Genomic DNA, 16,546 nt, shown 5'->3' with positions numbered 1-16,546 from the left:
TTGGCAGATTGGTTGAATGCTGGATTGAGGGTTTCTGCCTGTCAGGAAATTAAAAGTTCTTGGCCTGGGCTGCCGCTCCGGTAGAAAGGGCTTGATGGATTTCTTGAATGAGGCGCAATTCGATGTCGGTGATTTCAGATTGCTGGGCTGAGAACATCTGCCCGTTTTTGGAAAGTTTTTCAAATTCGGCACGGACCCAGATAGTGGTATGATCGGAAGGTCCTTTTTCAATCGAGAGGAGGTATTGGTTGCGAAAACCTGATAGTTCCAGCGAAGGAGGAAGAGACGTTTTGCGATCAGTAATATAGACGGCCTTTTGATCTGTTTGCATGCTGGCAAGTATTGAATAGCCATTTTTTGTGAGTGCGCCTTCTATGATTTCTGAAGCCGAGGAAAAGGGAAACGGCAACTCCTGACTTTGTCCGCCAATTTGATGGAGGGTCAGTGTCTTCCTCATTTGGTCCCGTTGGCTCCTAAGCCATTTGTTTTCTCCTTCCAATTTTCTGTGTTCTTGTTCCAATGTTTTAATCCTGGCTCCATCTTTTTTGGGGCTATTTGCCAATTCAGCCATTTGAGCCTGTGCGTCTCGAAGTTGTTCCTGGTGGGTTGTTTCTGCATCTCGTAGCTGAGATTCATAGGATTCTGCGGTTTTTCTAGATTCTTGATTTAGCAAGTCGATTTGTTGCTGCATAACTTTGTTTCCCTCTTGGAGGGAATGAATAACCGACTCCAGTTTGCTGGCCTGCTTTTTGAGCTGGATATTTTCTTCTTCGAGCCCGGAGTTATTTTGGGGACAACCAGTCAGCATAAAAATGAGCATCCCTGCGCCAATAAATAGGGCTTTGCTTCTTGGGCAGGGGAGAATATCTGGCCTCTGCTGGGATGTTGGGCAGCGCTGGAATGCTTGAGTTTTCACCGGCTCAGCATATCCGTGTATGGAAGATTGTGTTGTGGTTGGATCAAATGGGTACCTTTTATTAGGTATTTTAGGCTTAAACTGTTCTTATTTCAAACTTTCATATTGAGGAGTATTTTAAAGAAGAGGAATTGTCTGTAATTCCAATGGGAAATTGTGTAAATCTGCACGAGAGAGGTGTCATTCAAGTTTAATCCACTGCCTTTTCAGTGTCGTGTAAGGAGATTGCGATGAATCAGCTCATTCGGATAACTTTTCCTGTTCCTCCACTTTCATGTAATTGTTCGATTATCGGTGACAAAGAAACGAAGCAGGCCATTGTGGTGGACCCAGGAGGAAATCCTGAACGCATACTCGGGGAAATTGATGCCCTGGGGTTCACCGTCACGTCAATTTTGCATACGCATGCTCATTTTGACCATTTCTTAGCCTCCGGTCATATTAAGCAAGCGACGGGGGCACCTCTGTGTTTGCATTCCCAGGATCAAGATCTTTGGGACATGCTGGAAATTCAATGCCGAATGTTCAGCATCCCATATGTGCCTGCTCCTCCGCCGGACCGCTGGATTAAAGATGAATCAGATGTGCGTGTGGGTTCCTATTCAGGAACCGTGATCCATACTCCTGGCCATACTCCCGGGTCGGTATGTTTTTTCTTTGAAAGCCAAAATCTGGTGTTCTCCGGGGACACCTTGTTTCGTGGTGGAATTGGCAGAACCGACCTGTGGGGTGGAGATGGCCAGGTAATTGAGCGATCGATTCGAGAACGCTTGTACACCCTCAAAGAAAGTACACTCGTCATACCCGGACATGGGCCTGAATCGTCCATTGGTTGGGAGCGGGAACATAATATGTTTGTGCATGGATAATCAGTGCCGATTGAGTGGGGTTTGTCGCAGAAGAAAGTCAAGGAGACGCTATTCATCCCTTTGTATTGTGATGCTTATTTTGGGGCTTACTTGTAGAGTGGACATTCATCCATGTTGGGCTATTGCCTGTAAGGTGAATGGAGAAATTTGAGAATCGGTTTCAGTCCTATTGTGCGGTAAGCCTGGAGATTGCGGCCATCTGTTTTTGATGCAATTGAAATTATCTTTCGTTTCCACAATTCCCCCTGTTCGAAAAATGTATTACCAGTGCACGCAAAGTCATGGGTCTTCTTCTGTGTGGTGACAAACAGTCAATTGAGTTAAGAGGAAAATGGTCTAATAAAGTATCTCCTGTCTCATAAACTCAGACACCATGGAAGAAAAGGCTAATAATCACAGGAAATTTTTAAAAAATGGTTAAGTAATCTTTAATTTTCTTCTGATGAGGATTAAAGAAAGCATTTTTTTGTTTATATCTGTCAGGAATCGCAATGTTAAAAACCTTCTTGCGTCGAAGAATGCCATATGCTATAACCAACCCTCTTGTTGAAACTTAAACCATGTAAATTAGAAAATTGGCTTGCGTTCTTAGGTAAAACCTTCATTATCAACAGCTTCTCATGAGGAGGTAGGCGATGCACAGAGTGCTTCTATCCGTCCTTTTAAGTGCGGTTTTCGTTGCGGTCGGTAGTACAGGCGCATTTGCGTTACAGTCCGGTGGTGTGGAAATTGGTGACCTTGAAACGGGGTCAGTCGTGGGCCAGCCGTTTACAAAATTGGATGTTGATCTTGAGTTTAATGCCATGGAAATTGGTGGAAAGAAAGTCTGGTATCCCGCGACATCCATTTTGAGTCTAGTTTCTGGTGCAACAGGTGGGAGAGCAGGAAGACCAATTTTGTTCAAAGTAACCAACAATATGGACAAAGAACATGGTTTTGAGCTTTCCGCTGATTCAGCTTTTGCCGCTCCAACGTCGATGCATATTAAGCTTGTTTTGGCTCCTGGGGAAACCAAATATATCGGTATTCCCATGAGTGATCTCACGTATGTGACCTCGAACAATTTATTGAACTACAAGTGTCAATTACATGCAGCCCATTTGGGTGGACAGTTATTGATTCTGACCAAGTAGCTATTGCTTGGACGTACTTTTGTATGAAAAAGCCCCATCCTATTTCAGAGGATGGGGCTTTTTTATATCTGAATTCGTTTATTAACTACACTTCCTCGTCACTCTGACAATCCACGTTAGCGTTTAATGGGATTTTCTGAGCCGCAAGCAGTTCTCCTTCGACAACCAATAATAAAAACCGACTCTCCGTCGGTTCATCCTCCGGTAAATTTCTGACACTGGTGTTGAGATCGACAATCATTTCTTCCGGAGACTCGGTTGTGGTGTTATTAATCACCCAGAAGTAATGGCTGCCCTTGGGGTAGAGGTTAGAGACAAACCGGTCGATGGCCGTAGAAATCGATGGGTAAGCAGAGGTGCTGGTAGAGGAAAAGAGAACTAGAGAAAGCGTGAGCAATAAATTTGGGAGGTAGCGCATACGAGGCCTCCAGGTATGAGGTAAAATTTTTCCTTGGGGGAGATGGTGCGAAGGCTTTTTGCCATCCTTCATTTTGGCTGAAATCATATTAACTTACATGATATCTTATCGTGGGTATGTTAATTGAGCAAATCTCCAAATAATAGAAATGCGCTTCTAGGGCAATGCCCAGGGCTTGAGGCAAAAAGTTTTAATAGAAAAAAAGGATATATTTATAACAATGTTATCTTTTCTGCAAGGTAAAGGGGTCCCAAGTAAAAAGCGAATTTTCTTTCTTCTGGTCATGGCGTTGTTTCTGATTTCCGGTGCACTATTGTTTAATGCGCCGGAACAGACGCAAGTCATCAATATAAATTTTCCAAGCGGCGGGGTGTTGAAAGCGGAGGTTGCTGATACACCGGAAAAACTTTTATTTGGATTAGCGTTTAGAAATGTTCTCCCTCCCGGTGAGGGTATGATTTATATATTTGAAAATTCCGGTCTCCACCGGGTCTGGACAAAAGAGTTTCAATTTCCTGTTGATGTGATTTGGGTTGATGAGAGCAAGATTGTCGTGCATATAGTCGAAAAGGCCCTTCCTTGCAATGAACGGCAATGCCCCTGGTATGGGCCCCCGCCTCAAGATGCACGCTATATTGTGGAAGCCAATGCTGGGTTTGTGGACCAAGCCAAAGTTCAGATAGGGGAACAGGTCACCTTTACATTACTGGTCTCTTAGAGAAGAACCGGCTATGAATGATTCAGATTTTGAGGATGGTAGGGATTGCAGAGTATGCGAACCGCTGAGCCCAAAAGAGGGATTTGTTTATGTTGGGAAGCTGGAGGATATTCCAAAGGGAAAGGGACGTGTATTCAAAGTCGACGGAAAAAGGGTAGCTATTTTTCGTGTTGATGATCGTTGCTTTGCTATTAATGATATCTGTCCCCACCAGGGAGCCTCGTTGGGAAAGGGCCGGTTGAAAGGCTTTCTGGTTTCTTGTCCGTGGCACCATCAGCAATTTGACATTCGCTCGGGATTTGGTCCGGATGGCGGAGGCTATTGTGTGGTCAACTATGATGTGGTGATTGATAAGGGAAATGTGTTTGTTTGTTTGAAAAAACGTGATTGGCTAACAGGAGAATAGTGAGCTTAACAGACGGAACATGAGCTAAGTTTTAGACAAGGTGAGTGCATGAATATTGATCAAGTTCAGGCGAAAGCAATTCAGGTTTTCCAGTCGGACACATTTATGGTGCATTTATGGGAAGATCGGACCCGTGGGGAACAATGGGTTCCAAGTTATGACCCCAAAGTGCTGGGATTAGTGGGAGATGAGTTTCTTCGAACGGTCAGTAATAATGCGGTAGATTCCGGACGGAGATCATTTGAATTTCGGGCGCTGGAGCCCGGAACCCATCATGTGGAGTTTAGTAAAAGGATGGCATGGAAGTTTACCGCAGAAGATCGACGGATTTTTAAGGTCATAGTCTCCCCTCTGTCTTCCTGATTGAAGTTAGGGCATGCCGGATATTGGGTATTTCAATGGGCACTTTTCTCCATTGGAGGAGATTAAGATCTCTCCGGATGATCGTGGATTCTTATTTGGGGATGGCATCTATGAAGTCATTCGTGCCTATCATGGGGTTCCTGCTTTTTGGAATGAGCATTTTAATAGGCTGGTTAGGAGTGCCCGAGAAACCCAGATCCAATTTTTTTTAGAACCACCCCAATTTCTGCGCCTCCTTCTTTCCGGTCTTCAGCAGAGTGGGTATCAGGAAGGAAAAATCTATATTCAGGTAACCAGAGGTGTCGCTCCGCGTGAGCATACTTTCCCTTCTAATAGAGAACCTACCGTCTTTTTGGCATTTCGCCAAATGGTTGGATTGCCAACTAAAGTCTTTCAGCAGGGGGTAAGTGTTATTACCCTGCCTGATACTCGATGGCACCGCTGTGATATTAAAAGCCTGAATTTGCTTCCGAATGTTCTGGCCAAGCAACAGGCCCGTGAGGCCAAGGCCTTTGAGGGGATTTTTGTGAGAGACGGACAGGTGACTGAAGGGGCTACGAGTAATATCTTTGTTGTGAAAAATGGCGTGCTTATTACCCCCGAAAGGAATCATTTAGTCCTGGCTGGTGTGACACAGCAACAGGTGGCGACCTTAGCTCAGGCAAAGGGCTTGGACGTCCAATTTCGACCAATTCCTATTTTAGAGTTACTTCAATCTGACGAGATCTTTCTCGTGGGCACAACAATTGAGGTTTTGCCTGTTATTCAGGTGAATGGACAACTTATACAGGATGGAAAGCCAGGCCCCATTTCCAGTGATCTTCAGAAAGAGTTTTCCTCCTATGTTGCCGGGATCACCCTGTCGTAGCTTTTTAAAAGTCAATTTTAAAAGGCTGAAGTGAATTTTAGCTGTAAATCGGTGACAATTCGCCTAATTTCCACATCCATTTCTGAAATGCCAATTTTTATAGTAGTTGTGATAAATGCAATGAAATCAAACTCATATCTTTCAGACTTGACAGCCTCAATCGATTGGATTACCTTTTGCGCTTCCCAACATTTTCATGGAATATTTTTGACTGTTTGATTTGTAGAATATGTCTTCGGTTTGTCAGTTTTTTTCACCTTAAGGAGGCCGGTCCATGTTTCACATGAAATCTAGGAAAGCGATCACCACACTTTCCATTGGATTGTTAGTCGGGGGGTCCAGTTTTTTGTCAGGGGGAATCCTCCTGGCTGAAGAAAATCAGGACAAAGTTATTCATAGCACGGGGATGGTTCATCAAGAGTCACCTGAATGGGCAGAGCGTTTGAAGGGCCAGACCATCATGGAGGACACCAAAGAAGGCCGACCGAATCGAGCGGCCATGGTGGAACGCCAACATGATCGGATCATGCTGAGAATGGAAAACGAGTCTGGTGCTCAACATGCTGACCATACAGCGACCGGTTTTTACAACACGATGACCAATATGCACCAGTATGGGGCGGGAGGCCAGGATTTACTTTTGGCATCTGATCGTAATGTGGAGCCTGTTGCAGCGAGTGGTGGAAATTGTCCTTCAACTGCCCCTGTCAGGGAATATGATATTTCGGCCATCAATGCCGAGATTACTCTCAATCAATGGCTTGATTACTATCCTGGCTATATGTATGTGCTGACCGAAAATATCGATAAGGTGCGGGAAGAGGAAGCCAAAAATGCTGAAGCGAGAGAGGTGGAAGGCCATGGTGATCCTGGCGCGGTCACGAACGGTCTTCAGGATCAGTGGATCCAACCACTGGTGATCAGAGGAAACCAAGGGGATTGTGTGAAATTCACCCTCCGAAACCAACTTGAGTTTGGTGAAGAGGCCAGTCTTCACATCCATGGTTCGAATATGGTTATCAGCAAGACGGGGCAGCCTGCTACGACAACCAATCGCGACACGGTCGCTGAAGAAGGGGAAGTCGTGGAGATGGAATGGTACATTCATCCGGACACCCAGGAGGGTGGTCGCCAATTTCATACATTTAGTAATGATCGGGAATTGACGGTCATGGGTCTTATGGGGACATTCGTGGTTGAACCGCATGGTTCCGAATATTTGAATCCGTTGGGAGACGGAGACCCAACCCCGATGGCCAGTGGGTGGCAGGCCATAATCAAAAATGGAACGGGACCTGATTTTCGTGAGTTCGTGTTGATTTATCATGAGGTGGGTGACGAAGCGTTTCGTCCGGTAAACAAACATGGTGACTTCTTACCCCAACGGGATCCTCTCACCGATGCCTATCGGCCTGGAGCTCGAGCTCTTAATTACCGGAGTGAGCCATTTGGTATCAACAACATGCATGTGCAGCACGAATATTTCGGGTTTGAAGACGAATCTATGGGATATAGTTCCTACACCTTTGGTGATGCACCAACGACGATTCCTCGTTCCTATCTTGGGGATCCGGCCAAGTTCAGGTTGGTTCACGGAGGGTCTGAGGTATTCCATTCCCACCATCCACATGGCGGGACGATCCGATGGCCAAGAAGCCCACGGGCGATTGATCAAATGCCGATGTGGCATGCCGCGAAAAATGGCCCCGTTAAATATCCGGTTATCAGGACAAAGACCGACCGGGTTGATGTAGAAGTGATTGGGCCATCAGAAGCGTTGGATTTGGAGACGGAATGTGGATCTGGCTTATGCCAACAACTGGCGGGTGACTTCTTGTTTCACTGCCATGTCGCTCATCATTACGTTGCAGGAATGTGGGGGTATTGGCGGGTATATAATACCATGCAGACAGACGACAACCGTACGGATGTCATGCCAAACCTCAGGGAGTTGCCTGATAGAAAAGGGCGGATGCAGGTGGGCGTTACTTCCGATCAATTGATTGGTAAAACAGTTGATTGGTTTGGGAAAACATTCACCATCGTGGAAAAGGGAAAGACCAACTGGAAATCGAATCCAGCGGTCGTGAATATTAAAGAATGGGTGGAAATTCAGTTGCCGGCCCAAGGAAAACCGGGTCATAAAGATGACGAAAAGGGCCAAATTATTTCTTATGATGCGACGGTATTGGATTGGGCCTGGGATGGTAATAAAGCCATGTCTGAGAAAGAAAGCACAATCGAGAACCCAAAATACCATTCGTCTACTCCAGGAAAACGGCGCCCAATTCTGTTTGAGCCAAGGACGGGAAAGGTATCATGGCCGCATTTGACCCCACATTTCGGTAAACGGGTCATGTTCCCACCAAATCACAATCCAGCCCCATGGCTGGAAATGATTCATCAGGATGAAAATGGTCTACGAACCTCCGAGCCAGCCAAACCTGGAGAAAATGGCCGGTGGAGTTTGTGTCCGGAGAATGCCGGACGAAAATATTACAACATTCATTTCATTAATACCCCCATTGAAATGGCCGGGGCCCAGGGTGAGGAAGCTCCTGTCATTGATCCCTACGGATTGATTTACGTCCTCCATGAAGAGGAAGAGGAAGTACGAAAAGATAACGATAAAAAATTGCCGTTGGTATTTCGCGCCAATATCTATGACTGTGTAGACTATACCCTGACCAGCGAATGGTTGGATGACGATTTTACAAATTTCCAATCTTCTAAAATCAACATTCATCCTCATTTCCTTCAATTCGATAACCAGGCATCGGATGGAGTAATCACAGGTTTTTCCTATGAGCAGTCCGTCCGACCGTTTACCATGCTGGAGAAAAAGACCAAAAAAGGTCTGCCTGTGCCCATGAATAGCGTGTTCACAGCTAAGGCCAAAAAAGGTGATTCCAGTATTAAGGTTAAAAACGCTAAGCAATATCATGTCAATACGGAATTGCTGGTCGGGGCCGATAATGTCAAAGGCAACGAGATTCGTCGCATCAAATCAATAAAAGGCGACACTATTACTTTTGTTCGACCACTGCAGCATGATCATCCCGTGGGGGATATTGTGACGGTAGAATTTGTGCGGTCACGACTGTGGGCGGATGCAGATGTGGGAACGGTGTTTTGGCATGACCATGCCTTTGGGGCCACTACGTGGCCTCATGGTGGATTCGGGACATTAGTGGTGGAACCGGTTGGATCAACCTATCATGATCCTAAAACCGGGAAACCGGTCAGAAGTGGTCCTATCGCCGATATCCATACGGTGGAACCGGTCGGCTACGGCGTGGATAACAGCTTCCGGGAAATGGTTATCCAAGTGCATGATACGGTTCCGCATACAGTCAACATAGTGACCGCTGGGAATCCGCCTGGGCAGCCGGTCGAGGTAGCCTTAGAGGCGGGGAAAACGGTGTCATTTATGATGCCGGAAAAAATTCTCATGACCCCAATGCCCTTCCTTAACGGAGGGACGCATACGACGGGAAGCGGCCTCAATTTCAGGGCGGAACCCATTGCCCAACGTATGGCCGTGAATCCCGATGCTTCAAAAATATTCAGTAGCACTGAGCACGGTGATCCCGACACGCCGTTGCTACGGGCGTACCTGGGAGATACCGTGGTATTCCGTCTATTGCATACCCTCATGAATGAAACGATGACCTGGACCATTTCAGGACACACGTTTTTGAGCGAGAGATATGCAGGAGATGCCAATAGAAAAAATTCCATGCATATTGGTATTGCCGAGCGATATGATTTAGTCGTTCCAAAGGCAGGCGGTCCTCGTCTGCAGCCTGGAGACTATATCCATTTTAACGGACGGTCTTCAAAATTCTCAGAGGGGGCATGGGGAATCTTACGAGTATTGGATAAGGAGACTGAGGACCTAAAACCGCTCCCGGCAGGGTATTCAGGTCGAAATAAGATTCCAGAGCCTCTTCCTGTATGTCCTGAAGAGGCTCCGGTGAAGTCATTTAACGTGGTCGCCATGGACTTCCCAGGGATGAGTTTTAATCCTAGTGCTGAGGAATCAATTGAGATCGACTTTGAGAGGACCATCGAACTGAGAAATCCTGAGGGCAAGATTTACGTCCTTGAGGATGAGGTCACTAAAGTGGCAGGGGATTACCATCCGATGCCATTGACTATTCGGGCAAACGTGGGAGATTGCATTAAAGTGAATCTCAAAAATAAAATGAAAGAGAGCCGGGCTTCATTCTCGGCCATTTCATTGGCCTTCAATCCGCAAGATTCTTTGGGGGCCAACGTCGGAAATAACCCGGGGGATCAAACGATTGCCCCAGGTGAATCAAAGACGTATACCTATTATGCCGATCCTTTTAACGGGGAGATTTCATCTCTGGTATGGGACTGGGGAAATGTGATGTTAAACCCGCGAAACGGCTTGTTCGGGGCAGTCATCATCGGGCCTAAAGGGTCGCAATACCGGGATCCAAAGACCGGTGCGGATATTTCCCTTAAAAATAGCTGGGAAGCGGATGTGATTGTTGATCAGACCATTCCTGGTCAAGAAAACCGCCGAAATTATCGTGATGTAGCTTTACTCTTTCAAGATGAAGACAACATCATCGGTACCAGCTTTATGCCGTATGTTCAGAATGTGGCCGGGTTGACCGGGGTTAATTATCGCTCTGAACCCTATCTTCATAGAGAAGAGGCAGGTTGTACACTTGGGCGCATGTTCCAACCCTGTGAGGTGGATAATCCCCAAGATCCCGTTACTCCGATTATCCACGCACATGCAGGAGATCCTGTGAGGATCCATGTGTTCGGTGCCAGCAGCGAGCAAAACGGGATGTTTAGTGTAGAAAAGCATGAATGGCCGATTGAACCCTTCATGCCGGGAGCCGACGAAATCAGTGTGGTCGAATTCGCTGGTTCGGAAACGATCGATGTGTTTATTCCGTCCGCCGGAGGGCGTGATATGCTTGCCGCAGATTATGTCTGGAATAATCAGCGCCTGCCTTACTCCCAATCGGGTCAGTGGGGTTATTTAAGGGTCCTACCTAAAAATGACCAACGGATCCTGCCTTTGGAAGGGGGTGCCAGTGATGTGAAGCAAGCTTCGATCGACGTGGTGGAGACTGGCCGGGTGTTGCCGGTGGCAGCCAAATAGCCACTTTTACCATTAAGGTTTTACGAATGGGGGATTCGCAAGAATCCCCCATTTTTTTATGTTTATTAAAACGGACGTCTTCGGTTTTCTAAAGCCAGGCAACTCGAAGTTCCATTTGAGAAAATTTGAAAATGGCAACAGATCAATTGATATAATATTCTTTTAGAAAGATTTTTTCGTATATGAAATATTCGGATAATCCATCATACTTATCCTTTTTTAAATTCTGCTGAATATGTACTAAACCGATTGTAGCAATGAGTATAGGCGGATTATGGTGGTTGTCTCAGACGCCTTGACCTCACTGAAAGGTGAAGCTACGATTCGGTCCATTAAACGACCATACTGAAATACAATTATTGGGATTCCCAGCAAATGCCTTCTTCCAGAACGACATACAAAGATCAGTGCTTGTCGTTGGGATGGTGAATTCTCCAATTTTTCCATCAGTGGCGTCTTCGTCGTCGGATTAATTTGGAGGGGACTATGCGTGAAAGACAAAGCAGGAAGTATCTTGTGGTAATGGGCTTGATGGTAATCGGGTTTACCCTGATGTCGGGGATTATGGCGTGGGCACTGGACGTGTCTGACATACGGCCGGAGTGGACGGAGGAGGGCAAGAAATTGGCTTTACAGCGGACGCAATGGCCTACCAAAGAAAAGAGAGTGGTGATTCCAGCCGGTTGGTTTACGATGGGAAGTAATAAGAAAATTGATAGGAAGGCTTACCGGCCTGAGATGCCTCAACGCCAGGTGTATCTGGATGCTTTTGAGATTGATGCCTATGAAGTCACGGCTTTGGAATATTTGCGTTTTGTCGTGGACACGGGCCGTCCGCCATTGCCGGATTGGAAATTTGACGGGGGAAATTTTCAGGAGAGTATGGCCCATCATCCCGTGATGCATGTCACCTGGTATGATGCTGATGCCTATTGCCGGTGGGCCGGCAAGCGGCTCCCGACGGAAGCAGAATGGGAAAAAGCGGCCAGGGGAACGGATGGACGAATTTATCCGTGGGGAAATACGCCGGCAGGTCTGACGCGAGCCAATTTTGGGAGATCGGGCATATCCGGTCCTGTCCGTGATCGTCCTGAGCGGTTGCTTCTTTATCCACCTATTATTTCTGTTGATAAATATGAAATCGGTATCAGTCCCTATAACGTGTTCCAGATGGCAGGGAATGTCGCAGAATGGGTGAACGATTGGTACGATCCGGACTATTATCAGACGGCTCCGGACCGGAATCCTCAAGGCCCGTCTACCGGTGAACATCGGGTATTCCGGGGAGGTGGATGGATGGACAGTACTCCGACCGTACGGACCGCCCAGCGCAATGGAACCGCTCCTGAAACACAGGCCAACTGGCTTGGCTTTCGGTGTGCTGCTGGATTGAAAGACGACCTTACCCATTCGATTCCAACTCCTTGAATGTAAGAAATGGATGTATTCTTGTTTCTGCGCTGGTTTTCATTCCTTCTCACAAATTATTTACTCTTGTATATCCCTTTCTCCAGGACATAGTGGACTGTGCGAGTTTCAGAGAGTTTGAGTTATCAACCGGCTTAGAGTTGAAGTTCCGATGACCCAAATGTGGTAGGGTGACATGAGAAGAGTGGTTTCATACAAGAAGCATTCTCCATACTCTTTTGCGTGGTTCGGATAAACCTTTTAAAAGCTTGAGTGTGTCGTAGCATGTGACTCCTGGTGTTTCTTGCTCATAGGATATTGGGGAAGCAGACAGATATTACACATAGCTATTTATTGGTGGGCAGTGGTAGGAAGGAGGGAATTGGAATGATGATGAGGGTCATGGTGATCGTGATGTTCCTGATGAATGTGTCATCCATAGGGTTGGCCTATCAGGAGAGCCCGGTCAGCAATGGAGGGGCAATTCAAGGCCATATTCGCATTCATGGGGAACGCCCAAGGCCGATGGCGTTTAATCTCGTCACGATCCCGGATGCCGTATATTGTGGAAGAATTTCTACCGGAACTGGGTGGCGCATTGTTGAGGATTTTATTATTGGGCCTCAGGGATCGCTTAAGGATGCGGTGGTGATGGTGAAAGGGATAGAAAAAGGCAAACCGTTTTCTTTGCCAAAGGTAGAGGTTGAAGCCATTGATTGTGATTTTTTACCATTTGTCAATGTCTTAAAGGATCAGGATGAAATAACTGTGATCAATATGGATCCGGTAGAACATGATATCCAGGGATATGAAACGGCCAGAGAACGAGGGGCCAGGGTCTTGTTTAATCGTCCATTGCCCATGAATCCCTTTCATAATGTGGTTGGGATGTTTGGAAAAAACGTCCATACCCATCTGCCCGGAAAACCGATGATTGAAAAAATTCATTTGCGAAAAGGACGGGATGTTTTTGTTATGCAATGTGGTTTTCATCCCTATATGTTTTCATGGGGATTAGTGGTGGATAATCCCTATTATTCGATTACCCCAGAGGATGGAGCCTACGAAATTCGCGATATACCCGCAGGAGAATATCAAGTGACGGTCTGGCACCCTGGTATGAAAACCTATTTGGAAAAAACTGTACGTGTGGAATCGGGAAAAACGCTGACATTGGATTTCCAATATGAGTCTCCCCAAGGGCGGAGAAGCGTGCATGAAATGCAGGAGAATCCACATTTTGGAATGGAGATGCTTGGAGAGGGCGTTGAGATTATTCCGTCGTTACGACGGCAAGTTCCCTGAGGACATGAGGTAATCATGAATAAAAATCGAGTAGTAGAAATGGCCGTCATCGGTCTCCTCTGGATAACCAGTTCGACCGCTTTCGCGTATGAAATTATTGACGTAACGGACGGGGCCACCATTGTCGGTAATGTGACCCTCAAGGGCATTCCGCCTTCTCCTAAAGCGTATAACCTGGTGACGTTCCCTGATCCGGAGTATTGCGGCCGCATTTCTGATGGGCAGGGCTGGCGGCTACTTAAGGATTTCGTGGTGAATGATGACAATCAACTTCAAGGAGTCGTGGTGGTGGTTGAAGGCGTTAATGCCGGGAAACCTTTTTCCCTTTCTATTCCGAAGGTGGAAGCTCGGGATTGTCAATTTCTGCCCTTTACGACGGTAGTGCGTAATGAGCATGGGATTGAAGTGGTGAATATGGATCCGGTCATGCATGATATTCAAGCCTATGAGACGTCGTTGAGCCAAGGGACACGGGTGTTATTTAATTCTCCTCTGCCCTTTAATCCTCGGCATCAACGTGAGAATATCCATGCGACGCATGAGCATCTGCCGGGGAAATCTTTGGTTCATCAATTTCAACTGAGCAAAGGACGAAAAACATTTGTGATGCAATGCGGGTTCCATGCCTACATGGAAAGCTGGGCGATTGCGGTGGATAATCCCTATTTCAGCTTTACCAATGAAAAGGGAGAGTATGTCATTTCTTCACTCCCGGCTGGAAGCTATCGCATTCGTGTCTGGCATCCAAGTGTCAAACATGAGCAGGTTTATGAATTTTCCGTAGAACCAAACCAAACCGTGCGGAAGGATTTTTCCTTAGAATCTCCCGTGGCTCGTTGGACGGCGCATACCATCCGGACGCCGCCGAGATTTACCCCCGCTGCCTTGGGCCATCCAGTTTTGATAGAGCCTCTGGTTGAACACCAAAGGCCATGAAATGGATAGACTTTTCCCTCCTTCTCTCCCGAACTTGTGACAAAACCTTTGCAGGGTTCGTTGTTTGTGCCATTTTCGGAACGGTGGCCTGGTCCCCGTTAGCCTGGGGCTTTGCCGGTTCTTCCAGTTTCCCCCACGATGATCCCCCAGAATTTTCGGCGAGACTGATGTGGAAAACCGGAGGACGTATCGCCAAAGCCCAGTTGTTTGTGAAAAATGATCGGTATCGGATTGAACCGGCGGGAGGAGTACGAACAGAGTTAGGCTTTGCGAGTGTCCTCATTATTCGGTTGGATAAACAAAAAACCTGGTATGTGTTTTCGCAACGCCGAATGATTGTGAGCGTTCCCTTAACTTTGGATTTTTTGTTACCATTTTCTATCAAGTTGGAAGGAGAGACGAGTCGATCGGTTATTGGGGAATCCGTGGTAGGCGATCAACCGGCCCTGCTCTATGATGTGGAGGTCAAGGATCGGTTTGGCCAACTGGAACGATATTTCGAATGGGTGGATCCTAAACGGGAGATTCTCTTGAAGCTCTTAAGTCAGGATCGGGATTGGTTTGTGGAATATCACCATGTGGTGCTTTCTTCGCAACCGGATTATTACTTTGAAGCGCCTTTGGGCTATCGAATTATTGAGGCACAGGAAGCCCCGATTCCGAGAGGGTAGAAAGATGATATGGCTAGGAGACGGGGGTAAACAATAAAGGATGAATCGTATGAATGTTGTGCTCGTTCTCGGTGTTCTGTGGGCTCTCTCAGGGTCGGTGTTGGCGGAAGAGGCACATGACTCAACCTTCATTCAGGCGCAAAAAGCCTACGATCAGGGTCAATTTCAACAGGTCGTTGACCTTGTTAAGCCTTTACACAAAGAGAGCACTTCCCTCTCCCAGCCTTCTCGTCTATACCTCCTTGCATTAGCACGCTTGGGAAAGACTCCCGAAGCCATTGAGATTTATGAAAAATCCATTACCGCGACAAAACGGGAAGATGAACCCTTCTTACGCCAGCTTGCCATCGCCTGTATATTGCCTGTCCGTTCCGACATGCGGGAACAAATGCGGGGCGCTGCCTATACGGCGTTAAAGGAAATCGAATCTGATCAGGCCGTGGAGTATTTAGAAAAAGGCTTAACCGATGAAACCGGCATGATTAGAGCATTAGTGGCAGAAGCCTTAGGGCAAAGAAAAGCGGGGCAGCGTTCCAGGGTGTTTCGTGAAGCATTGAAAGACGGAGCCGGTTTGGTGCGGGCAACTGTTTTGATTGGACTTGGAAAATCCGGCGACAGGAGTCTTGAGCCCCTCATAAGACCATCGTTGAATGATGAGCAGCATCTTGTCCAAATTGCCGCAGCAAGGGCATTATATGAGCTGGGTTACAAGGAATACTGGGCGCGTTTGGAGCAAGGTGCGTCAAGCCAGGAAGGATATGAACGGGGCGCGGCTATCCGTGCATTTGGTGAATTAGGGGATCGTCGTGCGATACCGATCTTGGAAAAGACTATTTCCGATTCTCAACCCTCTATCCGTGCCGCGGCCATTGCATCCTTGGGAAAATTGCAAGCTCCTGAATCTTTGCCGACATTGAAGGCAGTGTTGTTTGATCGTATTCCTGCGGTGCGGAGTGTGGCGGCTTTTAGCATGGGGTATTACGAACAACATCAAGTGTTAACTCCGTTAACCAGGGCGTTGGCCGATTCAAATTCCGGGGTGCAAGCGGCGGCCGTGGCGTCATTGCTACGGTCAGGAGCGCCTTATTCAGTGGTCAAAGATACCGTTCAACATCTCCTCAATGACCAAAATCCGGCCATTCGATCGGGTGCGGTCAAGGCGCTTGGAAATGGAAAAGGTCCTGACGTTCTCAATGTTCTTATTTTGGCTCTCAATGATCCATTGCCTCGACCCAGGATTGGGGCCTCGCGCGCATTGGGTCGTATTGGCGATCGCACGCTCCTCCCGACTTTAAAGCGTCTCCTGCGAGATACTGATGAAGCGGTGCGGGTGACTGCTGCCGCCGCCATTGTGAGGATTCTGGATAAGGAGATCGGTCTTTAACCG

General features: G+C 47.1%; 14 protein-coding genes. 12 read left to right on the top strand and 2 right to left on the bottom strand.

Features of this window, described 5'->3' with window-relative positions:
- Positions 1 to 49: 49 nt before the first annotated feature.
- Positions 50 to 808: a hypothetical protein gene (locus PQG83_RS11375; RefSeq protein WP_312741025.1), complete on the bottom strand. Its 759-nt coding sequence runs from the start codon at positions 806 to 808 to the stop codon at positions 50 to 52.
- Positions 809 to 1,146: 338 nt separating this feature from the next.
- Between PQG83_RS11375 and PQG83_RS11370 the strand changes: the two genes are divergently transcribed.
- Positions 1,147 to 1,785, top strand: coding sequence for an MBL fold metallo-hydrolase (locus tag PQG83_RS11370; RefSeq protein WP_312741023.1), 639 nt, complete (start codon positions 1,147 to 1,149; stop codon positions 1,783 to 1,785).
- Between the two features lie 635 nt (positions 1,786 to 2,420).
- Positions 2,421 to 2,918: a hypothetical protein gene (locus PQG83_RS11365; protein ID WP_312741022.1), complete on the top strand. Its 498-nt coding sequence runs from the start codon at positions 2,421 to 2,423 to the stop codon at positions 2,916 to 2,918.
- Between the two features lie 85 nt (positions 2,919 to 3,003).
- Here PQG83_RS11365 and PQG83_RS11360 read toward each other — a convergent pair whose 3' ends face one another.
- Positions 3,004 to 3,336, bottom strand: a complete 333-nt coding sequence (locus PQG83_RS11360) for a hypothetical protein (protein ID WP_312741020.1) — start codon at positions 3,334 to 3,336, stop codon at positions 3,004 to 3,006.
- 220 nt (positions 3,337 to 3,556) lie between these two features.
- On the opposite strand from PQG83_RS11360, the gene PQG83_RS11355 reads away from it, so the two are divergent.
- The 10 genes from PQG83_RS11355 to PQG83_RS11310 all read left to right on the top strand — a co-directional run bounded on the left by PQG83_RS11355 (position 3,557) and on the right by PQG83_RS11310 (position 16,543).
- A complete protein-coding gene (locus PQG83_RS11355) occupies positions 3,557 to 4,054 on the top strand; it encodes a DUF192 domain-containing protein (RefSeq protein ID WP_312741018.1) in 498 nt (165 codons plus the stop codon).
- A 13-nt stretch (positions 4,055 to 4,067) separates the two neighbouring features.
- Positions 4,068 to 4,460: a Rieske (2Fe-2S) protein gene (locus PQG83_RS11350; protein ID WP_312741016.1), complete on the top strand. Its 393-nt coding sequence runs from the start codon at positions 4,068 to 4,070 to the stop codon at positions 4,458 to 4,460.
- A 48-nt stretch (positions 4,461 to 4,508) separates the two neighbouring features.
- Complete coding sequence (locus PQG83_RS11345; RefSeq protein WP_312741014.1) at positions 4,509 to 4,823, top strand: protease inhibitor I42 family protein; 315 nt, start codon at positions 4,509 to 4,511, stop codon at positions 4,821 to 4,823.
- Between the two features lie 13 nt (positions 4,824 to 4,836).
- The gene (gene dat, locus PQG83_RS11340; RefSeq protein ID WP_312741012.1) at positions 4,837 to 5,691 is read left to right on the top strand and encodes a D-amino-acid transaminase; all 855 of its coding nucleotides are present in this window, start codon (positions 4,837 to 4,839) and stop codon (positions 5,689 to 5,691) included.
- Positions 5,692 to 5,965: 274 nt separating this feature from the next.
- Complete coding sequence (locus PQG83_RS11335) at positions 5,966 to 10,840, top strand: hypothetical protein (protein WP_312741010.1); 4,875 nt, start codon at positions 5,966 to 5,968, stop codon at positions 10,838 to 10,840.
- Positions 10,841 to 11,326: 486 nt separating this feature from the next.
- Positions 11,327 to 12,268 carry a formylglycine-generating enzyme family protein gene (locus PQG83_RS11330; protein ID WP_312741008.1) on the top strand — a complete coding sequence of 314 codons (942 nt, stop codon included), beginning with the start codon at positions 11,327 to 11,329 and terminating at the stop codon, positions 12,266 to 12,268.
- A gap of 366 nt (positions 12,269 to 12,634) precedes the next feature.
- Positions 12,635 to 13,552, top strand: a complete 918-nt coding sequence (locus PQG83_RS11325; protein ID WP_312741006.1) for a carboxypeptidase-like regulatory domain-containing protein — start codon at positions 12,635 to 12,637, stop codon at positions 13,550 to 13,552.
- A 15-nt stretch (positions 13,553 to 13,567) separates the two neighbouring features.
- Complete coding sequence (locus PQG83_RS11320) at positions 13,568 to 14,488, top strand: carboxypeptidase-like regulatory domain-containing protein (protein ID WP_312741003.1); 921 nt, start codon at positions 13,568 to 13,570, stop codon at positions 14,486 to 14,488.
- Positions 14,485 to 15,159, top strand: a complete 675-nt coding sequence (locus PQG83_RS11315; protein WP_312741001.1) for a hypothetical protein — start codon at positions 14,485 to 14,487, stop codon at positions 15,157 to 15,159. The genes PQG83_RS11320 and PQG83_RS11315 overlap by 4 nt, the downstream gene beginning before the upstream one ends.
- A 49-nt stretch (positions 15,160 to 15,208) precedes the next feature.
- Complete coding sequence (locus tag PQG83_RS11310; protein WP_312740999.1) at positions 15,209 to 16,543, top strand: HEAT repeat domain-containing protein; 1,335 nt, start codon at positions 15,209 to 15,211, stop codon at positions 16,541 to 16,543.
- The last annotated feature ends 3 nt before the right edge of the window (positions 16,544 to 16,546 follow it).

The organism is Candidatus Nitrospira neomarina (assembly GCF_032051675.1).
Taxonomy (GTDB): Bacteria; Nitrospirota; Nitrospiria; order Nitrospirales; family UBA8639; genus Nitrospira_E; species Nitrospira_E neomarina.
The sequence above is the reverse complement of the archived record's forward strand: the minus strand, read 5'-3'. Positions and strand labels throughout refer to the sequence as shown.